Source organism: Variovorax sp. RCC_210, from assembly GCF_041355175.1.
Classification (GTDB): Bacteria; Pseudomonadota; Gammaproteobacteria; order Burkholderiales; family Burkholderiaceae_C; genus Variovorax.
Genome location: NZ_JBFUPJ010000006.1, coordinates 164,279 through 181,716 on the forward strand (window position 1 = coordinate 164,279; position 17,438 = coordinate 181,716).

A 17,438-nucleotide genomic window follows, 5' to 3' on the forward strand; every position below is an offset into this window, starting at 1 on the left:
TTTTCGCTTGCCCGGTGCTTCCATGCCCGGCCCATGACAGCCGCTCACATGCCCTGCACCTCCCCCTGCTTGAGCACCTGCAGAAACGCTTCCGCCGCCGGCGACAACGACCGCTCGCGCCGCAGGTGCACGCCGATCACCCGCTCGATGGTCGGGCGCATGAGCCGTTGCGTGACCAGCCGCTTCTCGGGCGCCACGATCGACGGCGGCACCACCACCACGCCGAGCCCGTTCGCCGCCAGCGCCACCGCGGTGGCGAGCAGCGAGACCTCGTGCGCGATCTTGAGTTCCACGCCGGCTTCGCGCGCGGCGGCCTCGATGCGGCCCCTGATGCCGTAGCCCGAGCGCACCGTGACCAGCGGCAGCGCGCTCAGCTGCTTCCACGTCATCGGAACACCGCCCGCGAAAGCGGGCGAGGGGAGCGCCGCGGCCACCAGGGTCTCGCGGATCAGCACCTCCTCGCGCAGGCCGGCCACGGGCGCCTCCAGTGTTCCGATGCCGAAGTCGACATGGCTGGTCTCGATGGCGTGGACGAAATCGGCGGGGCCGACCTCTTCGATCTCCAGGCTCACGCCAGGGTGGCGGTCCAGGAACCTGCGCATCGCCGGCGGAAGCATGGCCTGCGCCACGGCGGCGGTGGCCACCACGCGCACGCGGCCGGCATGCAGGCCCGCGAGCTCGTTCATCGATGTCGTCAGCCCCTCCATTTCCGCGAGGGCCCGCTGCGCGTACCCGATGGCGCGGGTGGCGGCGTCGGTGCGGTGGATGGCGCGCGTGTGGCGGTCGAACAGGTTCAGCCCGAGCTTGCCCTCCAGCTCCCGCAGCAGCATGGTGACCGCCGGCTGCGTGAGCGCGAGTTCCTGCGCGGCGGCCGACACGCTGCCCGCGTGGTAGACCGCCACGAAGGCGCGCAACTGCCGCACCGAGGGAAAGGAAGATAAGGGTTGCTTATGAATCGTCATGGAAGGATTCATTTTTCAGAAAACATGCCCTGGACTCTAATCAAGAACATTCCCTGAAAACACAAACCTGCAGACCCCTGCATCGAACGCGGGCTGCAACGGAGACAAACAATGAACAGACGCAACGCGATCCTGCGGGCGGCCGCCGCCATGGCGGCGGCCACGGCCGCGGCCCGTGCATGGGCCCAGGGCGACAAGCCCGTCACGCTCGTGGTTCCCTACGCGCCGGGCGGCACCACCGACCTGCTCGGGCGCATCCTGGCCCGGGAGATGGCGCCGCTGCTGGGCGGCACCATCGTCGTGGACAACAGGCCCGGCGCGGGCAGCGGGCTGGGTGCGGCCTACGTCGCGCACGCGCCCGCGGACGGCCGCACCTTGCTCGTGGCCACGAGCACCACGCTGGCCATCAACCCCTGGCTCTACAAGCGCCTGGGCTACGACCCGGCCAAAGACTTCGCGCCCATCGGCATGATCGGCTCGGTGCCGCTGGTGGCGGTGGTGAACGCGTCGGTGCCGGTGCGCTCCGTGGCGGAACTTGTCGCGCTGTCGAAGGCGCAGGCGGGCAAGTGGAGCTACGGCTCCGCGGGCAACGGCAGCCCCCAGCACCTGGCCGTGGAAATGTTCAAGTCGGCCACCGGCGCCGACCTGACGCATGTGCCCTACCGCGGCAGCGCGCTGGCCATGACGGACCTGCTCGGCGGGCAGATCCAGCTGATGTTCAGCGACATTCCCCCGGCCCTGGCCCATGTGCGCACGGGCCGGCTGCGGGCGCTGGGCGTGACGTCGGCCAGGCGCCAGTCGGCGATGCCCGAGGTGGCGACGCTGGCCGAGTCGGGTGCCGCCGGCATGGGCGACTTCCAGGCGGTGGCCTGGCAGAGCCTGGTCGCGCCGGCCGGTACGCCGCCGGAGCTGGTCGCGAAGTATGCGGCCGCGCTCGACAAGGTCATGAAGCAGCCCGAGATCCAGTCGCGCCTGGCGTCCGAAGGGGTCGAGGCAGCCACGATGTCGCCGCAGCAACTCGCCGCGTACATCAAGTCGGAGACCGCGCGCTGGGGCGCGGTGGTGAAGGCCTCCGGCGCGACGATGGACTGAGGCGCCGCAAGGCGCCATCGCGGCGCGGCGCGGTCGCACCGATGCCAATACCGGTGCCAGCACCGGTGTCAGCACCATGCCGCGCAACCGCGTCAGTCAGGCTTGAAGCCTGAATCCCTCACGACCGGCGCCCACTGCGCCAGCTCGGCCGCCTGCAGCCGCGTGAAGTCGCTCGACTTCAGGTAGGCGGGCTGCAGCACCAGCTTGGCCAGCTTCGCCTGCACCTCCGGATCGGCCATGACCTTGGCCAGCGCCTGCTCGATCTGCGCGACCACGGCGGGGGGCGTCTTCGCGGGCAGGAACGCGCCGAACCAGCCCTCCACCGGCGCCATGCGAATGCCCTGCTCGGCCAGCGTGGGAATCTCGGGTGCCAGCACGTAGCGCTTGTCGCTGAAGATGCCGAGCACGCGGATCTTGCCGGCGCGTTGGTGCTCGATCTGGTCGACCAGCGTGTCGATGGCCGCCTGCAGGTGCCCGCCGATCAGGTCGGTGACCAGCGGCGCGCCGCCCTTGAAGGCGATGTGCGTCCATTCGAGCCCGGTCGTCTTGCCGAACTCCAGGCCCGCGAAGTGCGCGAGTCCACCGGCGCCGGAGGTTCCGAAGTTCGGGTTCGGCGAGGCCTTTATCGCGGCGACCAGTTCGGGCGCGGTCCTGATGCTGCTGGTGCCCGGCACCGCGAGCCCCATCGGATAGCTGGCGAGCCGCGCCAGGGGAATGAAGTCTTCCATCACCTTGTAGTCGGTCTGCCCCGCGTACACGAGCGACTGGATGGTGGTCAGCGCATTGGGCGCGATGAGGATCACGCTGGCCGTCCGCGGGCGCGCGCTTGAGCTGCGAGGCCGCGATGCGCCCGCCCGCGCCGGGCTTGTTGTCGACCACCACCGAGGTCTTGAGCAGTTCCTGCAGCGGCTGCGTGATCAACCGCGCCAGCTGGTCGACGCTGCCGCCGGGCGGGTAGGGCACCACGAGCTTGACCAGGGGCGGGATCGGCTGGGCCTGGGCATGCGAGGCGGCCGCCAGGGCAACCATGGACAGGCCGCAGGCCATCAGCAGGCGCCGGGTGAAATGGGACATGGTGGTCTCCGTGAAGTGCGTGAAGTGCGTGAAGTGCGTGAGGTGGCACTGGGTGGGGGTGTTCTCGATGGCGCTCGGCGAGCGAGCTGCGGCCATGGATGGCGTCAGGGGCGGTGAGGGCTTGGGGCGGCTGCGGCGGCCGGTCACTTCTGCGGCTGCCCAGGCAGCCGCGAAATCACGGCGGCCCAGCGCCGCGACTCCGCGTCGATGAAGCCCGCGAAGGGCTTCGGCCCGAGGTAGGCGGGCTCGGCCGACAGCGTGAGGATCTGCGCCTGCACCTCGGGCTTTTCCAGCACGGTGCGCAGGCCCGTTGCGAGCTTGTCGCTCACCTCCGGCGGCAGGCCCTTCGGCGCGAACATGCCCAGCCATGCCGGTGCCGCGTAGCCGGGCACGGTTTCGCCGATGCTCGGGATGTCCGGCGCCAGCTTCGAGCGGCTCGCGCTGGTCACGCCCAGCGCCTTCACCGTGCCGGCCTTCAGGTGGCCCGCCACCGAGGTGAGGTCCACGAACGCGACGGGCACCTGGCCGCCGATGACGTCGCTCACGGCCGGCGCGCTGCCGCGGTAGGGCACGGCGGGCAGCCGGGTCTTGGTGGTGCTGGCCAGCAGTTCGGCTGCCAGGTGGTGGGCGGTGTACTGGCCGGAATTGCCCGTGGGCACCTCGGTGGTCTTGGCGGCGTCGAGCAGCGCCTGCAGCGTGGCGTAGCCAGCACCCGAGCCAGACCCAGAGGCCGAACCGGAACCTGCCACCAGCACCAGCGGAATGTCGGCCACCTTCGCCAGCGGCTGCAGCTGCTCTTGCGGGTTGAGCGCGGGCGCGTCGGGCAGGTGGGGGCCGATGACGATCGCGCCCGCGGCACCCATGCCGAGGGTGTAGCCGTCGGGGTTGGCCTTGGCCACCAGCATCAGGCCGGTCGCGCCGCCGGCGCCGGGCTTGTTGTCCACGATCACGGGCTGGCCCAGCACCTGTCCCAGTTCGCGTGCCACGACGCGCGCGACGCCGTCGGCCGATCCGCCGGCCGCGAAGGGCGCGATGACCGTGACCGGCCTCGAGGGAAAGGCCTGGGCCTGCGCACCCAGGGCCGCGCCGGCGAGCGCGACGACGCACAGGAGTTTTCGAACGGGTAGGTGGCGCACGGTTGTCTCCGTTGGTTCTTGTTGTTGCTGTCGTCGCTCGTCGCTCGTCGTTGTCGTGCGGGCGGCGCTCAGGTGCCGATGCCGGCACGCCGCAGCATGGTGTCGAAGATGACCCGATGCACCTCGCCCTTGCCCGCGACACGCGTCTGCGGCACTGTGCGCAGGATGGATTCGGGAATGGCCCGGTTCGGCCCGCTGCCCGCATCCGACGCGAGCTGGATCTCGCAGGCGCGCTGCATCACCCACAACCGGTTGAAGGCGGTCGGAATGTCGGGGCCGACCGCCAGCAGCCCATGGTTGCGCAGGATGAGGTGGTTGCGGCTGCCCAGCGACTTCACGAGCCGCGGCTGCTCGTCGAGGTTGGTCGTCACGCCTTCGTAGTCGTGGTACGCCAGGTCGTCGTACAGCATGGCGCTGTAGAAGTTGTCGTGGCGCAGGCCCGATTCCTTCGACGCCACCGCGCAGCCCGCGGTGGTGTGCACATGCATGATGCAGTGGGCATCGGCCCTCGCCGAATGGATCGCGCTGTGGATCACGAAGCCCGCGCGGTTCACCTGGCCTGTGTTGCCTGTGTTGCCTGGGTTGCCGGGGCTGTCGATGCGGGGGCTGCCGTCGACGTCGATGCACACCAGGTTCTCGGGCGTGACCTCCGCGTAGTGCAGGCCGAAGGGGTTGATCAGGTATGCGGGCTTGCCGCCCTCGGCGCCCGGCACCCGCACCGTGATGTGGTTGAAGATGAGTTCCGTCCAGCCGAGCCAGTCGAACAACCGGTAGCAGGCGGCGAGGTCTTTGCGGAGCTTGGCTTCTGTGTCCATCGGGGTCTTTCCATGTGACTAGGCGGGCGTGCCCAAGTTATCCACGTTGTTCACGTTGTCCAGGTTGCCGGTCAGCCTGTCGACCAGGGCCAACGCATCGCCGGGCACGCGGTCGCCGCGCCATGCGACATGCTGGTCCGGCCGCGAAAGCAGCAGCGCGTGGCGGTAGGCATCGGGCACGGCCCGGGCCTGCACGTCGAGCACCGCGAGCGGCATTCCCCGGCGCGCGGCCGCCTCCAGCAGCGCGCCGGCATCGACCTGCGGATCGAAGCGCAGCAGCGTGTACTCGGGGCCCATCGCGTCGTACAGGGAGCGCCCGTCGTCCAGCCAGAAGTGCGGCGTGCGGCAGCCGGGCACGGTGGAGGGCGTGAACCCGTCCATCGAGTACGCGGGGGCCTGCTCTTCGTCGTAGGCGATCAGTGGAGAGGCGTCGTAGTAGTAGCCGAAGTTCAGCCCCGCGCAGCAGTACTGCTTGACGTTGAGGTCGTACAGCGCCTGCCCGGCCGCCCGGCGGGCCTGCTCGCCCGCGGGGCCGGGCGCCTCGATGCCGGCGGGCACGCCCTCGCGCTCCTTCTGCAGGGCGATGGCGTGGTTCATCGCAAAGCTGGACACCTGCTCGGTGATCGGCTGGCGCTCGGCTTCGTAGGCGGCCAGCACGCCTTCCCCGGCCCAGCCGTTCAGCCGCGCGGCCAGTTGCCACGACAGGTTCATCGCGTCGGCGATGCCGGCGTTCATGCCGTAGCCCGCCATCGGCACCCACAGGTGCGACGCGTCGCCGCAGATGAACACGCGGCGGTCGCGAAACCTGTCGGCCACCAGCCGGCGGCCGACCCAGTCTTCCTTCGAGATGATCTCGTAGCTGAAGTCGTCGCCCACGCCGAGGATGGTGCGAATGGCCCAGTCGCGGTCGACCGAATCGAACGCCAGCTCGTCCGAGCGCAGGTAGTTGTGCAGCAGGAAGGTCTCGCGCCCGTCGATGGCGTACACGTTGCCGCTGCGCCGCGGGTTGAGCGAAAAGGTGGCCCACGCCGGCGCATGGCCGGTGCGCGCGAGCAGGTCGGGCGCGCGGAAGTAGGTCGACTGCACGCGCCCCACCACGTCGGTGCCGGAAAGCTTCGCGCCGATGGCCTTGCGCACGGCCGAGCGGCCGCCGTCGCACCCCACCAGGTACTGGCAGCGGACGTGGATCTCCTCGCCCGTGTCGAGGTCGATGCCCCGTGCGCGCACGCCCTGCGCGTCCTGCGTGAACTCGTCGATGCGCGTGCGGCTGAGAATGGTGACGCCCGGCGTCGCCTCGGCATGTGCGAAGAGCACCGGCTCCAGGTAGATCTGGTTGATGCGGTGCGGCGGCTCGGGGGTGGGCCACCAGCCGTCGGGCCCGCTCTTGTCGGTGTAGCGCGTGGCGCGCGAGGGAATGTGGATGCGCGAGAGTTCTTCGCCGGTGAAGCTGGTGCGGTACGACACGTCGTTGGCGTGGTCGGCCGGCAGGCCCGTCTCGCGCAGCGCCTTCGAGACGCCCAGGCGCCTGAAGATTTCCATGGTGCGGGCCGACACGTGGTTGCACTTGACGCTCGGCGCTTCGCCGCGGTGGCGCGTCTCGGCCACGAGCACGCCGATGCCCCGCTGCGCGAGGTCGATGGCCAGCGCCAGGCCGACCGGTCCAGCGCCGACGATCAGGGCCTGCGTCTCGATGTTCTGGGTCATGCGCTGTTTCTGTGAAAAGAGGTGGAACACCCCTGATTACAGTGAAAGCGCCGGCCGAAGGAAAATCAATTCTTCAAGGCCGATTCATCAGAATGCCTTATCCGTTGCGTGCATCCCCCTGGATGCACGGGCAGCCGCCAGGGTTCAGCGCGCGGCGAAGCGCGCCAGCCGCTGCCCGATGATTTCCTCGGCCTCGCGCATGATCCGGTCGATCAGCTGCTTCACCGTCGGCACGTCGTGGATCAGCCCGGCCACCATGCCGCACGACCACGCACCGGCGTCCATCGCGCCCTCGCGCATGATCTTCGGGTACACGCCCGCCACCTCGTCGAGGATGTCCTCGAACTTCAGCGCCGCGCCCAGCGTGCGCTCCTTCTCGATCAGGCGCTCCACCGCCGCGTTCTTCAGCACCCGCTCGGTGTTGCGCAGCGGGCGCATCACCAGGCGCGTGTCGAGCTCGCTCGCGGCCACGATGGCCTGCTTGACGTTCTCGTGCACCGGTGCCTCCTGGGTCGCGATGAAGCGCGTGCCCATGTTCATGCCTTCGGCGCCGAGCGCGAGCGCGGCCACCAACGAGCGGCCATCGGCCATGCCGCCGGAGGCGACGAACGGAATCTTCAGCTCGTCGGCCGCGCGCGGCAGCAGGATGAAGTTGGGCACGTCGTCTTCGCCCGGGTGGCCGCCGCACTCGAAGCCGTCGACGCTCACGGCGTCGCAGCCGATGGACTCGGCCTTCAGCGCGTGGCGCACCGAGGTGCACTTGTGGATCACCTTCACACCGGCCTCGTGCAGCGCGGGCAGCCACTTCTGCGGGTTGTTTCCCGCGGTTTCCACCGCCTTGATGCCGCCGTCGAGGATGGCGCGGATGTAACCCGGATAGTCGGGAGAACTCACGGTCGGCAAGAAGGTGAGGTTCACGCCGAAGGGCTTGTCGGTCATTTCGCGGCAGCGCGCGATTTCCTGCGCGAGCAGCTCGGGCGTGCGCTGCGTGAGGCCCGTGATGATGCCCAGGCCGCCGGCGTTGGACACGGCGGCCGCCATTTCGGCGAAGCCGACGTAGTGCATGCCACCCTGGATGATGGGATGCTCGATGCCGAACAGCTCGGTGATGCGGGTCTTCATGAAGGTCTGCCTCGATGGATTAGGAATGGGTGGAGAAAAAAGATGCGCGCGGGGCCGCCGTGAACAGCGCTGCTTCAGCGCCCCTGGAACACGGGCTCGCGCTTCTCGACGAAGGCGCGGCTGGCTTCGCGGTGGTCTTCGGTCTGGCCGCAGTGCACGTGGTGTGTCGCCTCGAGGTCGAGGCAGTCGTCCACGTCGCCGGCCATGGCGCGGTTCAGGTTTTCCTTCATGTAGCGGTAGGCCACGGTCGGGCCGGCGGCCAGGGTGCGCGCGATCTGCGCGGCGCGCTCGGCCAGCTCGTCGGGCGCGCACACCCAGTTGGCCAGGCCCAGCTTCAGCGCCTCTTCCGCGCTCACGCGGGGCGACAGCAAGTAGAGCTCGCGGGCCTTGGCGGCGCCGACCAGCTGCGTCATGAAATAGGTGCCGCCGTAGTCGCCCGAAAAGCCGACGCGCGCGAAGGCCGTGGTCATGATCGCGGTGCTGGCCATCACGCGCAGGTCGCACGCCAGCGCCAGCGACAGCCCGGCGCCGGCAGCGGGCCCGGGCAGGGCGGCGAGGGTCGGCTTGGGCATCTTGAACAGCCGGCCCGCGGTGCCGCGCTGGTTGGCGCGCTGGCGGTGAATGGCCTGGTCGATGGTCAGCGCGCCCACGGTGCCGTCGCCGGACGCGGCCATGCCCTTGACGTCGCCGCCCGCGCAGAATCCCTTGCCCGCGCCGGTGAGCACGATGCAGCGCACCCGGGTGTCGAGCTCGGCGGCGGCCAGCTGCGCCTCGAGCGCCTGGTTCATGGCGAGCGACATCGCGTTGCGCGCCTCGGGCCGGTTCAGGGTCAGCGTGAGCACGCCCTCGTCGAGCGTGGCCAGGAGGTGGGGAGTGCCGGTATCGATGCTCGAGGGTTGGCTCATCACAGGTTCCCCTCCAGTGCCTTCGCCTCGGCTTCGTAGTGCGGGTACGAGGCCTTCATGGTGGCCCCGTTCAAAATCATCTCGGCCACCAGCGTGCGCGAAGGCAGCTCATAGACCTTGGTGCGCACCCACACGGACTCGGTGCGCGCGCTTTCGCTCAGCGCGACGATCTCGCGCTCCAGCTCGTAGTCGGTGTCGACGAACAGCGGTCCCTTCACCAGGCTGATTTCCTGCCCCGCGAAAAGGCCCACGGCCGGCTTGCGCCCGCCGAGCTGTGCCTCGGCGATGGTGGAGCCGAGCAGCACGCTGATCATCTCGGTCGGGATGATGGCGCGGCCCCAGGGCGACCGCTTGCCGCCTTCGGGCGTGTACCAGTCGCAGGGCTCGGTGATGACCTTGAGCTTGTCGTTCAGCGTGAACGGGTAGTGGTCGCCCATGTGCTGGTCGAAGCCCATGCGGATCTTCTCTGCGACCGCGCCGCGCTGGCCCACCTTCAGGTCGCGGTTGATCACCAGCCCGGTGGGCGGGCGCAGCTTGGCGATGCGCTGGCGAAGCTCGTGCGGGTGCGCCGAGGCATCGCCCACCGAGGCCGTGCCCTGCAGCACGGGCGTGCCGTCGGCCTTCTCCGCGCGCAGGCGCACGAAGGTGGCGCCGGGCGCGGGCCGCTCGACGAAGGCCCGCACCGATTCGCCCTCGACCACCATGTTCTGGTAGTGGGCGCTGATGCAGCCGGTCTCGAACCAGGCCTGGCCGAACAGCTCGAACAGCAGGGGGTCGAACTGGCTGAAATGCGTCGGGCCTTCGATGGGCCCGGCCCGCAGGCCGAGGCCCTCGGCCATGGCGTCGTCGTGGATGGACTTGTGGCCGTCGTACTTCTGGTCGGCCAGCATCTGGCGCGGTTGGCGCAGCGGGCCGCTAAGCTGGAACGTGGTGGCGGGGAAGGGCGAAGTCATCGAGGGTTGAGCCTGGCGTGGAGCCCCTGCGGGCGATTCCACGATAGTGCCAAAGCTCGGCGGCCGCGCTTGTCGCCTACGTCACAGCCGGGCGCCTTCCCCGTGCGCCCTTCGGCTTCGACGGATCAAGCCGCGGGAGGCTTCGGCGGCTCGTTAACGGCGGGCGTGTCGTTCGTGGGCGTGGCCGCGAACGGGGCTGCTTCCACAGGCATTGCCATTGGAACGTTGGCGGGCTCCTTCTTCTTGAAGATCTTCGCGATGCCCCACAGCGCGGCGCCCACCGCCACGATCGCCAGCTTCGCGAACTTGGCCGCGAAGGCCAGGATGATCGCGAACAGCCCCAGCTTCTTCACCGCCACGCCGGCCACCAGCGCGGCCAGGCCGTAGGCCGCGACCTTGTCGGTGGAGGAGTTGAAGTCCGCGTACTTCTTGCCGTCGTCGTACTGCAGCGCGGTCAGCAGCTTGGCCGCGTCGGGCTTGTACTTGTCGAGGTCGCGCGCGTTGGTGATGAGGTTCAGGCTCAGGTAGCCGTCGCGGCCCAGCGCGTAGGTGTTGTAGTTCACGCCCTGGTTGTCGTCGGCGCCGCCCTTGCGCTTCGACAGCGCCGACCACACCAGCCGGTGCGTGCCCGACTCGTACTCGGGCTTCTGCGCCCAGCCCATCACCTCGATGGCCGGAATGCCGCGCTTGGCGCGCTCTTCGTTCGCGGCCTCGGTCCCTTCCTTCAGGCTCTTGAGCAGGTCGTCGGCGTTCCAGTCCTTCGCGTCGTCGTCCTTGATGTAGCCCTCTTTCACGAACTTGACCACCGCCATCCAGTCGGCGTCGTCAGCGGGAAAGATGGCGCCCAGGAAGGTGTCGTCGGTGCGGTTGCCCATCGCCCGCATGATCTGCGCGGCCGCGGGCGTGGGCACCCACACGTAGCCTTCGGGCAGCTTCAGGTGGGCCTGGTCGCGCAGCGCGATGTCGGCGGGGCCTACCTTCTGCACCGCCTTGGCGGCCTTGAATGCGGCCTCCTGCTCGGCTTCGAGCGAGCTGGCGCTCGAGGCCGATGCGGCGTTGGCGGATGTGCCGGAAGCGTTGGACGACGACGCTGCAGTGCTGGTTTGCGCCACGAAAGCGGCGCACGCCAGCAGCAGGCCAGCCGTCAGGCGGGCGGTTTGAATACGCAAGTTCTCTCTCCTCGGTTGTTATGAATTTGGCGAGCGGAGAGAGTGTAAATATCTGCCTAGGTGTCGCTCCACTTGCGAAGCAGGTTGTGATAAGTGCCCACCAGCGTGCGGCGCGCCGACTCGTCGGCGCCGCTCTGGTTCAGCCGCTGGATCGCGTTGTCCATGTCGAACAGCAGGGCGCGGTCGCCCGCGTCGCGCACCAGGCTCTGCACCCAGAAAAAGCACGCCACGCGCACGCCGCGCGTGATGGGCGTCACCTGGTGCAGGCTGGTGGCGGGGTACAGCACCATGTCGCCGGCCGCGAGCTTCACGGTCTGCATGCCGTGCGTGTCTTCCATCTGCAGCTCGCCGCCGTCGTAGCTGTCGGCGTCCGACAGGAAGAGCGTGGCCGACAGGTCGGTGCGCAGCTTGCGGCCCGTGCGCGGGTCGATGCGCACGCCGCCGTCCACGTGCAGGCCGAAGCGCATGCCTTCGCTGTAGCGGTTGAACATCGGCGGGTACAGCAGGTTGGGCAGCGCCGCGCTGATGAAGGTCGGGTGCCGTTCCAGCGCACCGGCCACGATGGCCTGGCATTCATGCGCGACCGCCGAGCCTTCGTCGATCTGCTGGTTGAACTTGACCGGCGCGCCCTGGTGGCCCGCGGTGACGCGCCCGTCTACCCAGGCGTCGCCGGCCGCGTCCAGGCGTGCGCGCACCGCGGCGAGCGCCTCGCGGTCCAGGACACCGGGAATGCAGACCAGCATGGCAAGGGCTCCTCAAAGGCGGTAGGTGAGCGACAGCGTGGCGGCGCGGCCCGAACCCGGCACCGCGCGGCCGCCGTCCGAGGGAATCAGCGCGTCGTAGTAGTGGCGGTTCGCCAGGTTGAACAGGTTCAGGCGAATGTCGTACTTGGGCTGATGGTAGGCCAGCATGGCATCGAGCCGCGCGTAGCCGCCGACCTGCACGACGTCGGTGTTGTTCGCGTAACGCCTGGCGCTGTAGGTGGTGCCGCCGCCGATTTCCCATTCGGGCGTGATCGCGTAGGTGGCCCACAGGCTGGCCGCGTCCTTCGGCGTGTTGGCCGGCGTCTTGCCGAGCGTGCCGGGCGCGATGCCGTCGATGATGGTCGCGTCCAGGTGCGTGTAGGCACCGAACAGCTGCAGCTTGTCGGTCACGCGGCCCGCCACGCCGGCGCGCGCGCCGTTCACGCGCACCGTGCCGGTGGCGCTGTAGGTGCCGTCGCTGTTCTGCGAGCGCGCGTTGGTCTGCGTGATCTGGAAGGCGGCGGCCGTGAACGACAGGTTGCCGTCGTTCATGTCCCACTTGCCGCCGAGTTCATACGCCTTGTTCTTCTGCGGCGGCAGCGGCTGCGTGCCGCCGGTGGTGGCCACCAGCTGCTCGAGCGAGGGGTTGAACGACGTGCTGTACGACACGTAGTACGACTGCGCGGGCGTCGGCTGCCAGATGGCGCCGGCGCGCACGCTGGTGAAGTCGACCGTCTGGTTCTCGGCCCCCAGCGTGGTCGCGCTGGTGATGCTGTTGGTGATGTTCGCGCGGTAGTGGTCCTGTCGCACGCCGGCCACCAGCTTCCATTGCGGGGTCAGCTCGAGCGTGTCGTTCACGTAGCCGGCCACCGTGGTGGCACTGGCGGTGGCCAGGTTGCCGGGCAGCGTGGGCGCGGTGGCGGGGGTGTTGCCCTGGTAGGGCGCGAGCAGCGGCGAGCAGGTGGCGTAGCCGGTGGTGGCGCCCGCGGCGTTCAGCGCGGTGCCGGCGCAGGTGCCGTTGCGGTAGTAGGCCTGGTTGTCGTAGGTGTCGTGGCCCAGCTCCAGGCCGGCGAGCAGCGTGTGCTTCACGGAGCCGGTTTCGAACTTTGTGTTCAGCTCTGTCAGGTTGAACAGCGACTTGTCGTGGATGGTGCGGTCGTGGCTTTGCTGGCGCACCCACAGCGTGTCCAGCGGCAGGCTGGAAAAGGCGGCGGTGGGCACGGCGGTGGTGCCTGTGGAAAACGGCGTGAACACGCCCTTGGACGAGATCGTGCCGATGCTCTGCGGCGCGGTCTCGCGCGCGTCGGTGGTCACGTCGTTGTACTGCGTCTGGTTGCGGATCGACGTGGTGGGCGTGAGCTTGTGCTGCACCACCGCGCTGAAGGCCTGGATGTCGGAGATGGTGCGGTCGTCGCTGAAGCCGTAGGCCAGGTCGCGGTCGACCTTCACCGGACGGCCGTTGAGCGGCGACACGCCGTAGTCGGGCTGGTCGCGGTTGTGCTGCACCAGCGCCGACAGCGTGACCTGCGTGGGCGTGTTGATGCCGAACTTCAGCGAGGCGTCCAGCCCGAAGTCCTTCAGCTTTGTCTGCTCGCGCGTGCTCGCGTCGCCCTGCTGGCCCATCGCGGCGATGCGAAAGGCCGAGGTGTCCGACAGCGGCCGGTTGATGTCGATGGTGGAACGCACCAGGCCCGTGGTGCTGGCCGACAGCGACACCTCCGCCGCCGGCACGAGCGACGGCTTCTTGGTGACCTGGTTGATCACGCCGCCGGTGGAGCCGCGCCCGAAGAGCATCGACGACGGGCCCATCAGCACCTCGACCGATTCGAGTGCGAAGGTGTCGCGGTAGTACTGCGCGCGGTCGCGTGCGCCGTCCAGGTAGATGTCGGTGCGCGCCGAGAACCCGTTGAGGTTGATGTTGGTGCCGATCTGCCCGCCCTCGGCGCCGCCGATGGTCAGGCCCGGCACGTTGCGCAGCGCGCTCGCCAGCGAGGTCGCGCCTTGCGACTGCATCACGGCCTGGTTGATGACGGTGATCGACTGCGGCGCGTCGCGCAGGTCGGCCGGCAGGCGGCTCAACGAGGCGGGGTTGGCGCCGAAGCCGGTCTTGTCCTGCGCGCCTTGCACCTGCACTTCGCGCAGCGTGGCGGGCACGGAGGTGCCGGGGGCCGGGGCTGCGGGCGCGGCCGATGTGGTGGATGCCGCCGGCGTGGCGGCGGCCGGCGCCTGCTGGGCGAACGCGGTGGGCAGCGAGGCGCAAAGGCCGAGCAGGGCGAGCGCAACCGGCGTGAGGTGGCGTGTCGGGCGTGAAGGTTGGGTCATGGGAGCGGGCTTTCCGAAGGGGACGCGGGCAAGGGGCCCGGGCCGTGCCGTGCAAACAAAAGCAGCACGGGTGGAAATTCTGTCCGCGAATGACTCTTATTTGGATCTTTTACCTGTCGTTGTCTGAGCTACGAGACGAAACACGTTTCTTTACCTGACAAGTCAGGTCGAAGGCAGGTTCGTGCGCGTAGAGAGCCGCAACGCGCCATGCCCCAGCTCACTCCCAGGGCGTGGCCGCCGGAATCTCGCACACCGGCTCCACGTCGATGCTCTTGAAGTCCGCCGGCGACACGATCTCCAGGTACTCCATGTCGGGCGAGTAGTCGAACAGGTAGTGGCGGATGCCCGGGCGCTGGTGCACCACGTCGCCGGCCTCGACCAGCGTTTCCTTGTCTTCGTACATGAAGCGGGCCCAGCCCTTGACCATGATCACGATCTGAAAGTCCGCCTCGTGCCGGTGCCAGCCGGTGCCCGTTTCCGGTGCCATGTTGGCCTTGACGAGGTGGGCGATGACCTTGCCGTTGGTGGCCTCCGCAACGCCCAGGTCGCGGTAGAGAAAGAAGTCGCGCAACCCGCCCGGCACGAACTCCGTGTCGCCGGGTTTCACATGGGAGAACTGGGTGGCAGTACGGTCCAGCATGGGGCGCTCCTTCGCAGGTGGTGGGTGTTGCGCCGCAGCACGCATAAAGCGTTCCCGGGACGACGGCCGCGTGTTGGCGTTAGCCTTGGCCCACCGAGCTCGCATCACTTTCATGAGGACCACCGAATGAGCAAGCCCAAGCCATGCACGCACACCGACAGCATCCACCACGTGACGCCCAGCGCCAAGGGTTGCGAGGAGTGCCTGAAGACCGACAGCCCCTGGGTGCATCTGCGGCTGTGCCGCACCTGCGGCCACGTGGGCTGCTGCGACGATTCGCCGAACCGTCACGCGCGAGCGCACTTCCATGAAACCGCGCATCCGATCATCGAAGGCTACGACCCGCCCGAAGGCTGGGGCTGGTGCTTCGTGGACCGCGTGGCGCTCGACCTGGGCGAAGACACCACGCCGCAGGTCGGGCCGATTCCCAGGTTCGTCTGACGCGTCGCGGCCCCGCGCCTGATTCGCCCCGCCTTCAGGCCGCAGCCCGCACCCTGACCGGCACCGACTTGTAAGACGGCGTGCCGCTCTGCGGATCGCGGTGCGCCAGGCCGATGAGCACATTGGCCTCGGGGTAGTAGGCCCCTGCAGACCCACGCGGAATGTCGTACGCCACCGCGGTCAGGTTGCGCAGCACCGCGCGCGGCGCAGGCCCTTCCCCTTCGATTTCCCCTTCGCTTTCACCTTCGAACGGCACCGCCTCCAGGTCCACCCGGTCGCCCGCCGCCAGGCCCTGCGCGGCCAGGTCGTCGGCGTTCAGGAACACCACGTCCCTGCGCCCGAAGATGCCCCGGTAGCGGTCGTCGAAGCCGTAGATGGTGGTGTTGTACTGGTCATGGCTGCGCAGCGTGGCCAGCGTGAGCACCTGCGCACCGGCGGCGCGCGGGTCTTCCTTGATGCCCGGCATCACGATGAACTGCGCCTTGCCCGATGGCGTGTGCCACACCCGCTCGGCCGGGCCGATGGGCAGTCTGAAACCGCCGGGCGTCTTGATGCGCAGGTTGTAGCCGTCGAAGCCCCCGAGCACGCCCTCGATGCCGTCGCGGATGCGGCCGTAGTCGGCGGCCATGCCGGTCCAGTCGATGCCGTGCCGCCCCGCGAGCACCGCCTGCGCGATGCCCGCGACGATGGCCGGCTCCGAGCGCACCTGCGCCGAAGGCGGCGGCAGCCGGCCGGTGGAGGCGTGCACCATCGACATCGAGTCTTCGACGGTGATCGACTGCACGCCGCCCGCCTGCACGTCGAGCTCGGTGCGCCCCAGGCAGGGCAGCAGCAGGCTCTGCCTGCCCACCAGCAGGTGCGAGCGGTTGGGCTTGGTCGCGATGTGCACGGCCATCTCCAGGCCGCGCATGGCCGCGAAGGTGCGCAGCGGGTCGGCCATGGCCACCGCCAGGTTGCCGCCCAGGCACATCAGAAACTTCGAGCGACCCGCCTCGATGGCCTCGACGGCTTCGCCCGCGTCGTGGCCGCGCTGCGTCGGCGGCACGAAGCCGTACACCCGCTCGATGCCCTGGCGCAGCGCCAGCGGCGCCTTCTCGTCGATGCCCACGGTGCGGTTGCCCTGCACGTTCGAGTGGCCGCGCACCGGGCAGATGCCCGCGCCGGGCCGGCCGTAGTTGCCGCGCAGCATCAGCAGGTTGGAAATCTGCTGCACGTTGTCGGTGCCCAGCCGGTGCTGCGTGATGCCCATGCCGAAGGCGACGATGGTGCGCCGCGCCTTGCAGTACAGGCGCGCCACGTGTTCCAGTGAAGCGCGCGGCAGGCCCGAGGCGCGCTCCACGTCGGCCCATTCGGTGGCGTACAGGTCTTCGGCCAGCGCCTCGAAACCTTGCGTGTGCTCGGCGATGAAGGCGCGGTCGAGCAGGCCCGGCCCGCCCGCGGCAAGGTCGTCGGCGTCGAGGGACAGCACCGCCTTCATGACGCCCTTGAGCGCCGCGGCGTCGCCGCCGACCTTCACCTGCAGGTAGTCGCTGGCGATGTCGGTGGCGCTGAAGGTGGCCATCTCCCGCGGGTCCTGCGGTGCCGCGAAGCGCTCCAGCGCGCGCTCGCGCAGCGGGTTGAACACCACGATGGGCGCGCCGCGCCGCGAGGCCGCATGCAGCGTGGTCATCATGCGCGGGTGGTTGGTGCCGGGGTTGTGGCCCATGGAGATGATGAGGTCGGCGTGGTCGAAGTCTTCGAGCGACACCGTGCCCTTGCCGATGCCGATGGACTTCGGCAGGCCCACGCTCGTGGCCTCGTGGCACATGTTGGAGCAGTCGGGAAAATTGTTGGTGCCGTAGGCGCGTGCGAACAGCTGGTACACGAAGGCGGCCTCGTTCGACGCGCGGCCCGAGGTGTAGAACTCCGCCATGTCCGGCGAGGGCAGCGCCTGCAGCACCGATGCGATGCGCGCGAAGGCGTCGTCCCATTCGATCTGCACGTAGCGGTCGGTTGCCGCGTCGTAGGCCATGGGGTGCGTGAGGCGGCCCAGGTCTTCGATGTCGTGGTCGTTCCAGGCCAGCAGCTCGCTCACGGTGTGGCGCTGGAACACCTCGGGCGTGGCGCGTTTGCGCGTGGCCTCCCAGGTGACGGCCTTGGCGCCGTTCTCGCAGAACTCGAAGGCCGAGGTGTGCTGCGGGTCGGGCCAGGCGCAGCCGGGGCAGTCGAAGCCGTAGGGCTGGTTGTTGCGCAGCATGATGCGCGTGCCCGACACGGCGTTCATCTGCCCGTGGATGGCCTTGGCCACCGCTCCCAATGCGTCCCAGCCGCCGGCGGGGTGTTCGTACTTGCGGATGCCTGAATCGTCGGCCATGTGCGGC

The 17,438-nt window shown here is 69.2% G+C and carries 15 protein-coding genes; 2 read left to right on the forward strand and 13 right to left on the reverse strand.

Annotated elements, in window-relative coordinates; genetic code table 11:
- Positions 1 to 44 precede the first annotated feature (44 nt).
- Entirely contained in the window at positions 45 to 962 is a 918-nt protein-coding gene (locus AB6807_RS19110; protein ID WP_371085775.1) for a LysR family transcriptional regulator, read from the reverse strand.
- A 111-nt stretch (positions 963 to 1,073) separates the two neighbouring features.
- Here AB6807_RS19110 and AB6807_RS19115 point away from each other — a divergent pair, with 111 nt between their 5' ends.
- Positions 1,074 to 2,054, forward strand: a complete 981-nt coding sequence (locus AB6807_RS19115; RefSeq protein WP_371085776.1) for a Bug family tripartite tricarboxylate transporter substrate binding protein — start codon at positions 1,074 to 1,076, stop codon at positions 2,052 to 2,054.
- A 92-nt stretch (positions 2,055 to 2,146) separates the two neighbouring features.
- Here the strand turns inward: AB6807_RS19115 and AB6807_RS19120 are convergent, their stop codons facing one another.
- From AB6807_RS19120 to AB6807_RS19170, 11 genes are all read right to left on the reverse strand, one after another.
- Complete coding sequence (locus AB6807_RS19120) at positions 2,147 to 2,857, reverse strand: Bug family tripartite tricarboxylate transporter substrate binding protein (RefSeq protein WP_371085777.1); 711 nt, start codon at positions 2,855 to 2,857, stop codon at positions 2,147 to 2,149.
- A gap of 414 nt (positions 2,858 to 3,271) precedes the next feature.
- A complete protein-coding gene (locus tag AB6807_RS19125) occupies positions 3,272 to 4,264 on the reverse strand; it encodes a Bug family tripartite tricarboxylate transporter substrate binding protein (protein ID WP_371085778.1) in 993 nt (330 codons plus the stop codon).
- 68 nt (positions 4,265 to 4,332) lie between these two features.
- Complete coding sequence (locus AB6807_RS19130; protein WP_371085779.1) at positions 4,333 to 5,079, reverse strand: class II aldolase/adducin family protein; 747 nt, start codon at positions 5,077 to 5,079, stop codon at positions 4,333 to 4,335.
- An 18-nt stretch (positions 5,080 to 5,097) separates the two neighbouring features.
- The gene (locus AB6807_RS19135) at positions 5,098 to 6,783 is read right to left on the reverse strand and encodes an FAD-dependent oxidoreductase (protein ID WP_371085780.1); all 1,686 of its coding nucleotides are present in this window, start codon (positions 6,781 to 6,783) and stop codon (positions 5,098 to 5,100) included.
- Positions 6,784 to 6,927: 144 nt separating this feature from the next.
- Positions 6,928 to 7,905 (reverse strand): nitronate monooxygenase family protein, encoded by a 978-nt coding sequence (locus AB6807_RS19140; protein ID WP_286514634.1) that lies wholly within the window; start codon positions 7,903 to 7,905, stop codon positions 6,928 to 6,930.
- A 74-nt stretch (positions 7,906 to 7,979) separates the two neighbouring features.
- A complete protein-coding gene (locus tag AB6807_RS19145; protein ID WP_371085781.1) occupies positions 7,980 to 8,810 on the reverse strand; it encodes an enoyl-CoA hydratase in 831 nt (276 codons plus the stop codon).
- On the reverse strand, positions 8,810 to 9,763 hold the full coding sequence (locus AB6807_RS19150; RefSeq protein ID WP_371085782.1) for a hypothetical protein: 954 nt from the start codon (positions 9,761 to 9,763) through the stop codon (positions 8,810 to 8,812). The genes AB6807_RS19145 and AB6807_RS19150 overlap by 1 nt, the downstream gene beginning before the upstream one ends.
- Before the next feature lie 125 nt (positions 9,764 to 9,888).
- A complete protein-coding gene (locus AB6807_RS19155) occupies positions 9,889 to 10,932 on the reverse strand; it encodes a DUF2167 domain-containing protein (RefSeq protein WP_371085783.1) in 1,044 nt (347 codons plus the stop codon).
- 56 nt (positions 10,933 to 10,988) lie between these two features.
- The gene (locus AB6807_RS19160; RefSeq protein ID WP_116909769.1) at positions 10,989 to 11,675 is read right to left on the reverse strand and encodes a Fe2+-dependent dioxygenase; all 687 of its coding nucleotides are present in this window, start codon (positions 11,673 to 11,675) and stop codon (positions 10,989 to 10,991) included.
- A 12-nt stretch (positions 11,676 to 11,687) separates the two neighbouring features.
- Positions 11,688 to 13,997: a TonB-dependent receptor gene (locus tag AB6807_RS19165; protein WP_371085784.1), complete on the reverse strand. Its 2,310-nt coding sequence runs from the start codon at positions 13,995 to 13,997 to the stop codon at positions 11,688 to 11,690.
- A 217-nt stretch (positions 13,998 to 14,214) separates the two neighbouring features.
- On the reverse strand, positions 14,215 to 14,637 hold the full coding sequence (locus AB6807_RS19170) for a cupin domain-containing protein (RefSeq protein ID WP_286514649.1): 423 nt from the start codon (positions 14,635 to 14,637) through the stop codon (positions 14,215 to 14,217).
- A 126-nt stretch (positions 14,638 to 14,763) separates the two neighbouring features.
- Here AB6807_RS19170 and AB6807_RS19175 point away from each other — a divergent pair, with 126 nt between their 5' ends.
- Complete coding sequence (locus tag AB6807_RS19175) at positions 14,764 to 15,078, forward strand: UBP-type zinc finger domain-containing protein (protein WP_371085785.1); 315 nt, start codon at positions 14,764 to 14,766, stop codon at positions 15,076 to 15,078.
- A gap of 34 nt (positions 15,079 to 15,112) precedes the next feature.
- Here the strand turns inward: AB6807_RS19175 and AB6807_RS19180 are convergent, their stop codons facing one another.
- A complete protein-coding gene (locus tag AB6807_RS19180; protein WP_371085786.1) occupies positions 15,113 to 17,431 on the reverse strand; it encodes an FdhF/YdeP family oxidoreductase in 2,319 nt (772 codons plus the stop codon).
- Positions 17,432 to 17,438: the final 7 nt, after the last annotated feature.

Bases quoted from the DNA above. Each gene is read 5' to 3' on its own strand.
- AB6807_RS19180 (WP_371085786.1), bottom strand. From the start codon at position 17,431: ATGGCCGACGATTCAGGCATCCGCAAGTACGAACACCCCGCCGGCGGC.
- AB6807_RS19140 (WP_286514634.1), bottom strand. From the start codon at position 7,905: ATGAAGACCCGCATCACCGAGCTGTTCGGCATCGAGCATCCCATCATC.
- AB6807_RS19110 (WP_371085775.1), bottom strand. From the start codon at position 962: ATGACGATTCATAAGCAACCCTTATCTTCCTTTCCCTCGGTGCGGCAG.
- AB6807_RS19165 (WP_371085784.1), bottom strand. From the start codon at position 13,997: ATGACCCAACCTTCACGCCCGACACGCCACCTCACGCCGGTTGCGCTC.
- AB6807_RS19150 (WP_371085782.1), bottom strand. From the start codon at position 9,763: ATGACTTCGCCCTTCCCCGCCACCACGTTCCAGCTTAGCGGCCCGCTG.
- AB6807_RS19115 (WP_371085776.1), top strand. From the start codon at position 1,074: ATGAACAGACGCAACGCGATCCTGCGGGCGGCCGCCGCCATGGCGGCG.
- AB6807_RS19175 (WP_371085785.1), top strand. From the start codon at position 14,764: ATGAGCAAGCCCAAGCCATGCACGCACACCGACAGCATCCACCACGTG.
- AB6807_RS19170 (WP_286514649.1), bottom strand. From the start codon at position 14,637: ATGCTGGACCGTACTGCCACCCAGTTCTCCCATGTGAAACCCGGCGAC.
- AB6807_RS19160 (WP_116909769.1), bottom strand. From the start codon at position 11,675: ATGCTGGTCTGCATTCCCGGTGTCCTGGACCGCGAGGCGCTCGCCGCG.
- AB6807_RS19135 (WP_371085780.1), bottom strand. From the start codon at position 6,783: ATGACCCAGAACATCGAGACGCAGGCCCTGATCGTCGGCGCTGGACCG.
- AB6807_RS19130 (WP_371085779.1), bottom strand. From the start codon at position 5,079: ATGGACACAGAAGCCAAGCTCCGCAAAGACCTCGCCGCCTGCTACCGG.
- AB6807_RS19145 (WP_371085781.1), bottom strand. From the start codon at position 8,810: ATGAGCCAACCCTCGAGCATCGATACCGGCACTCCCCACCTCCTGGCC.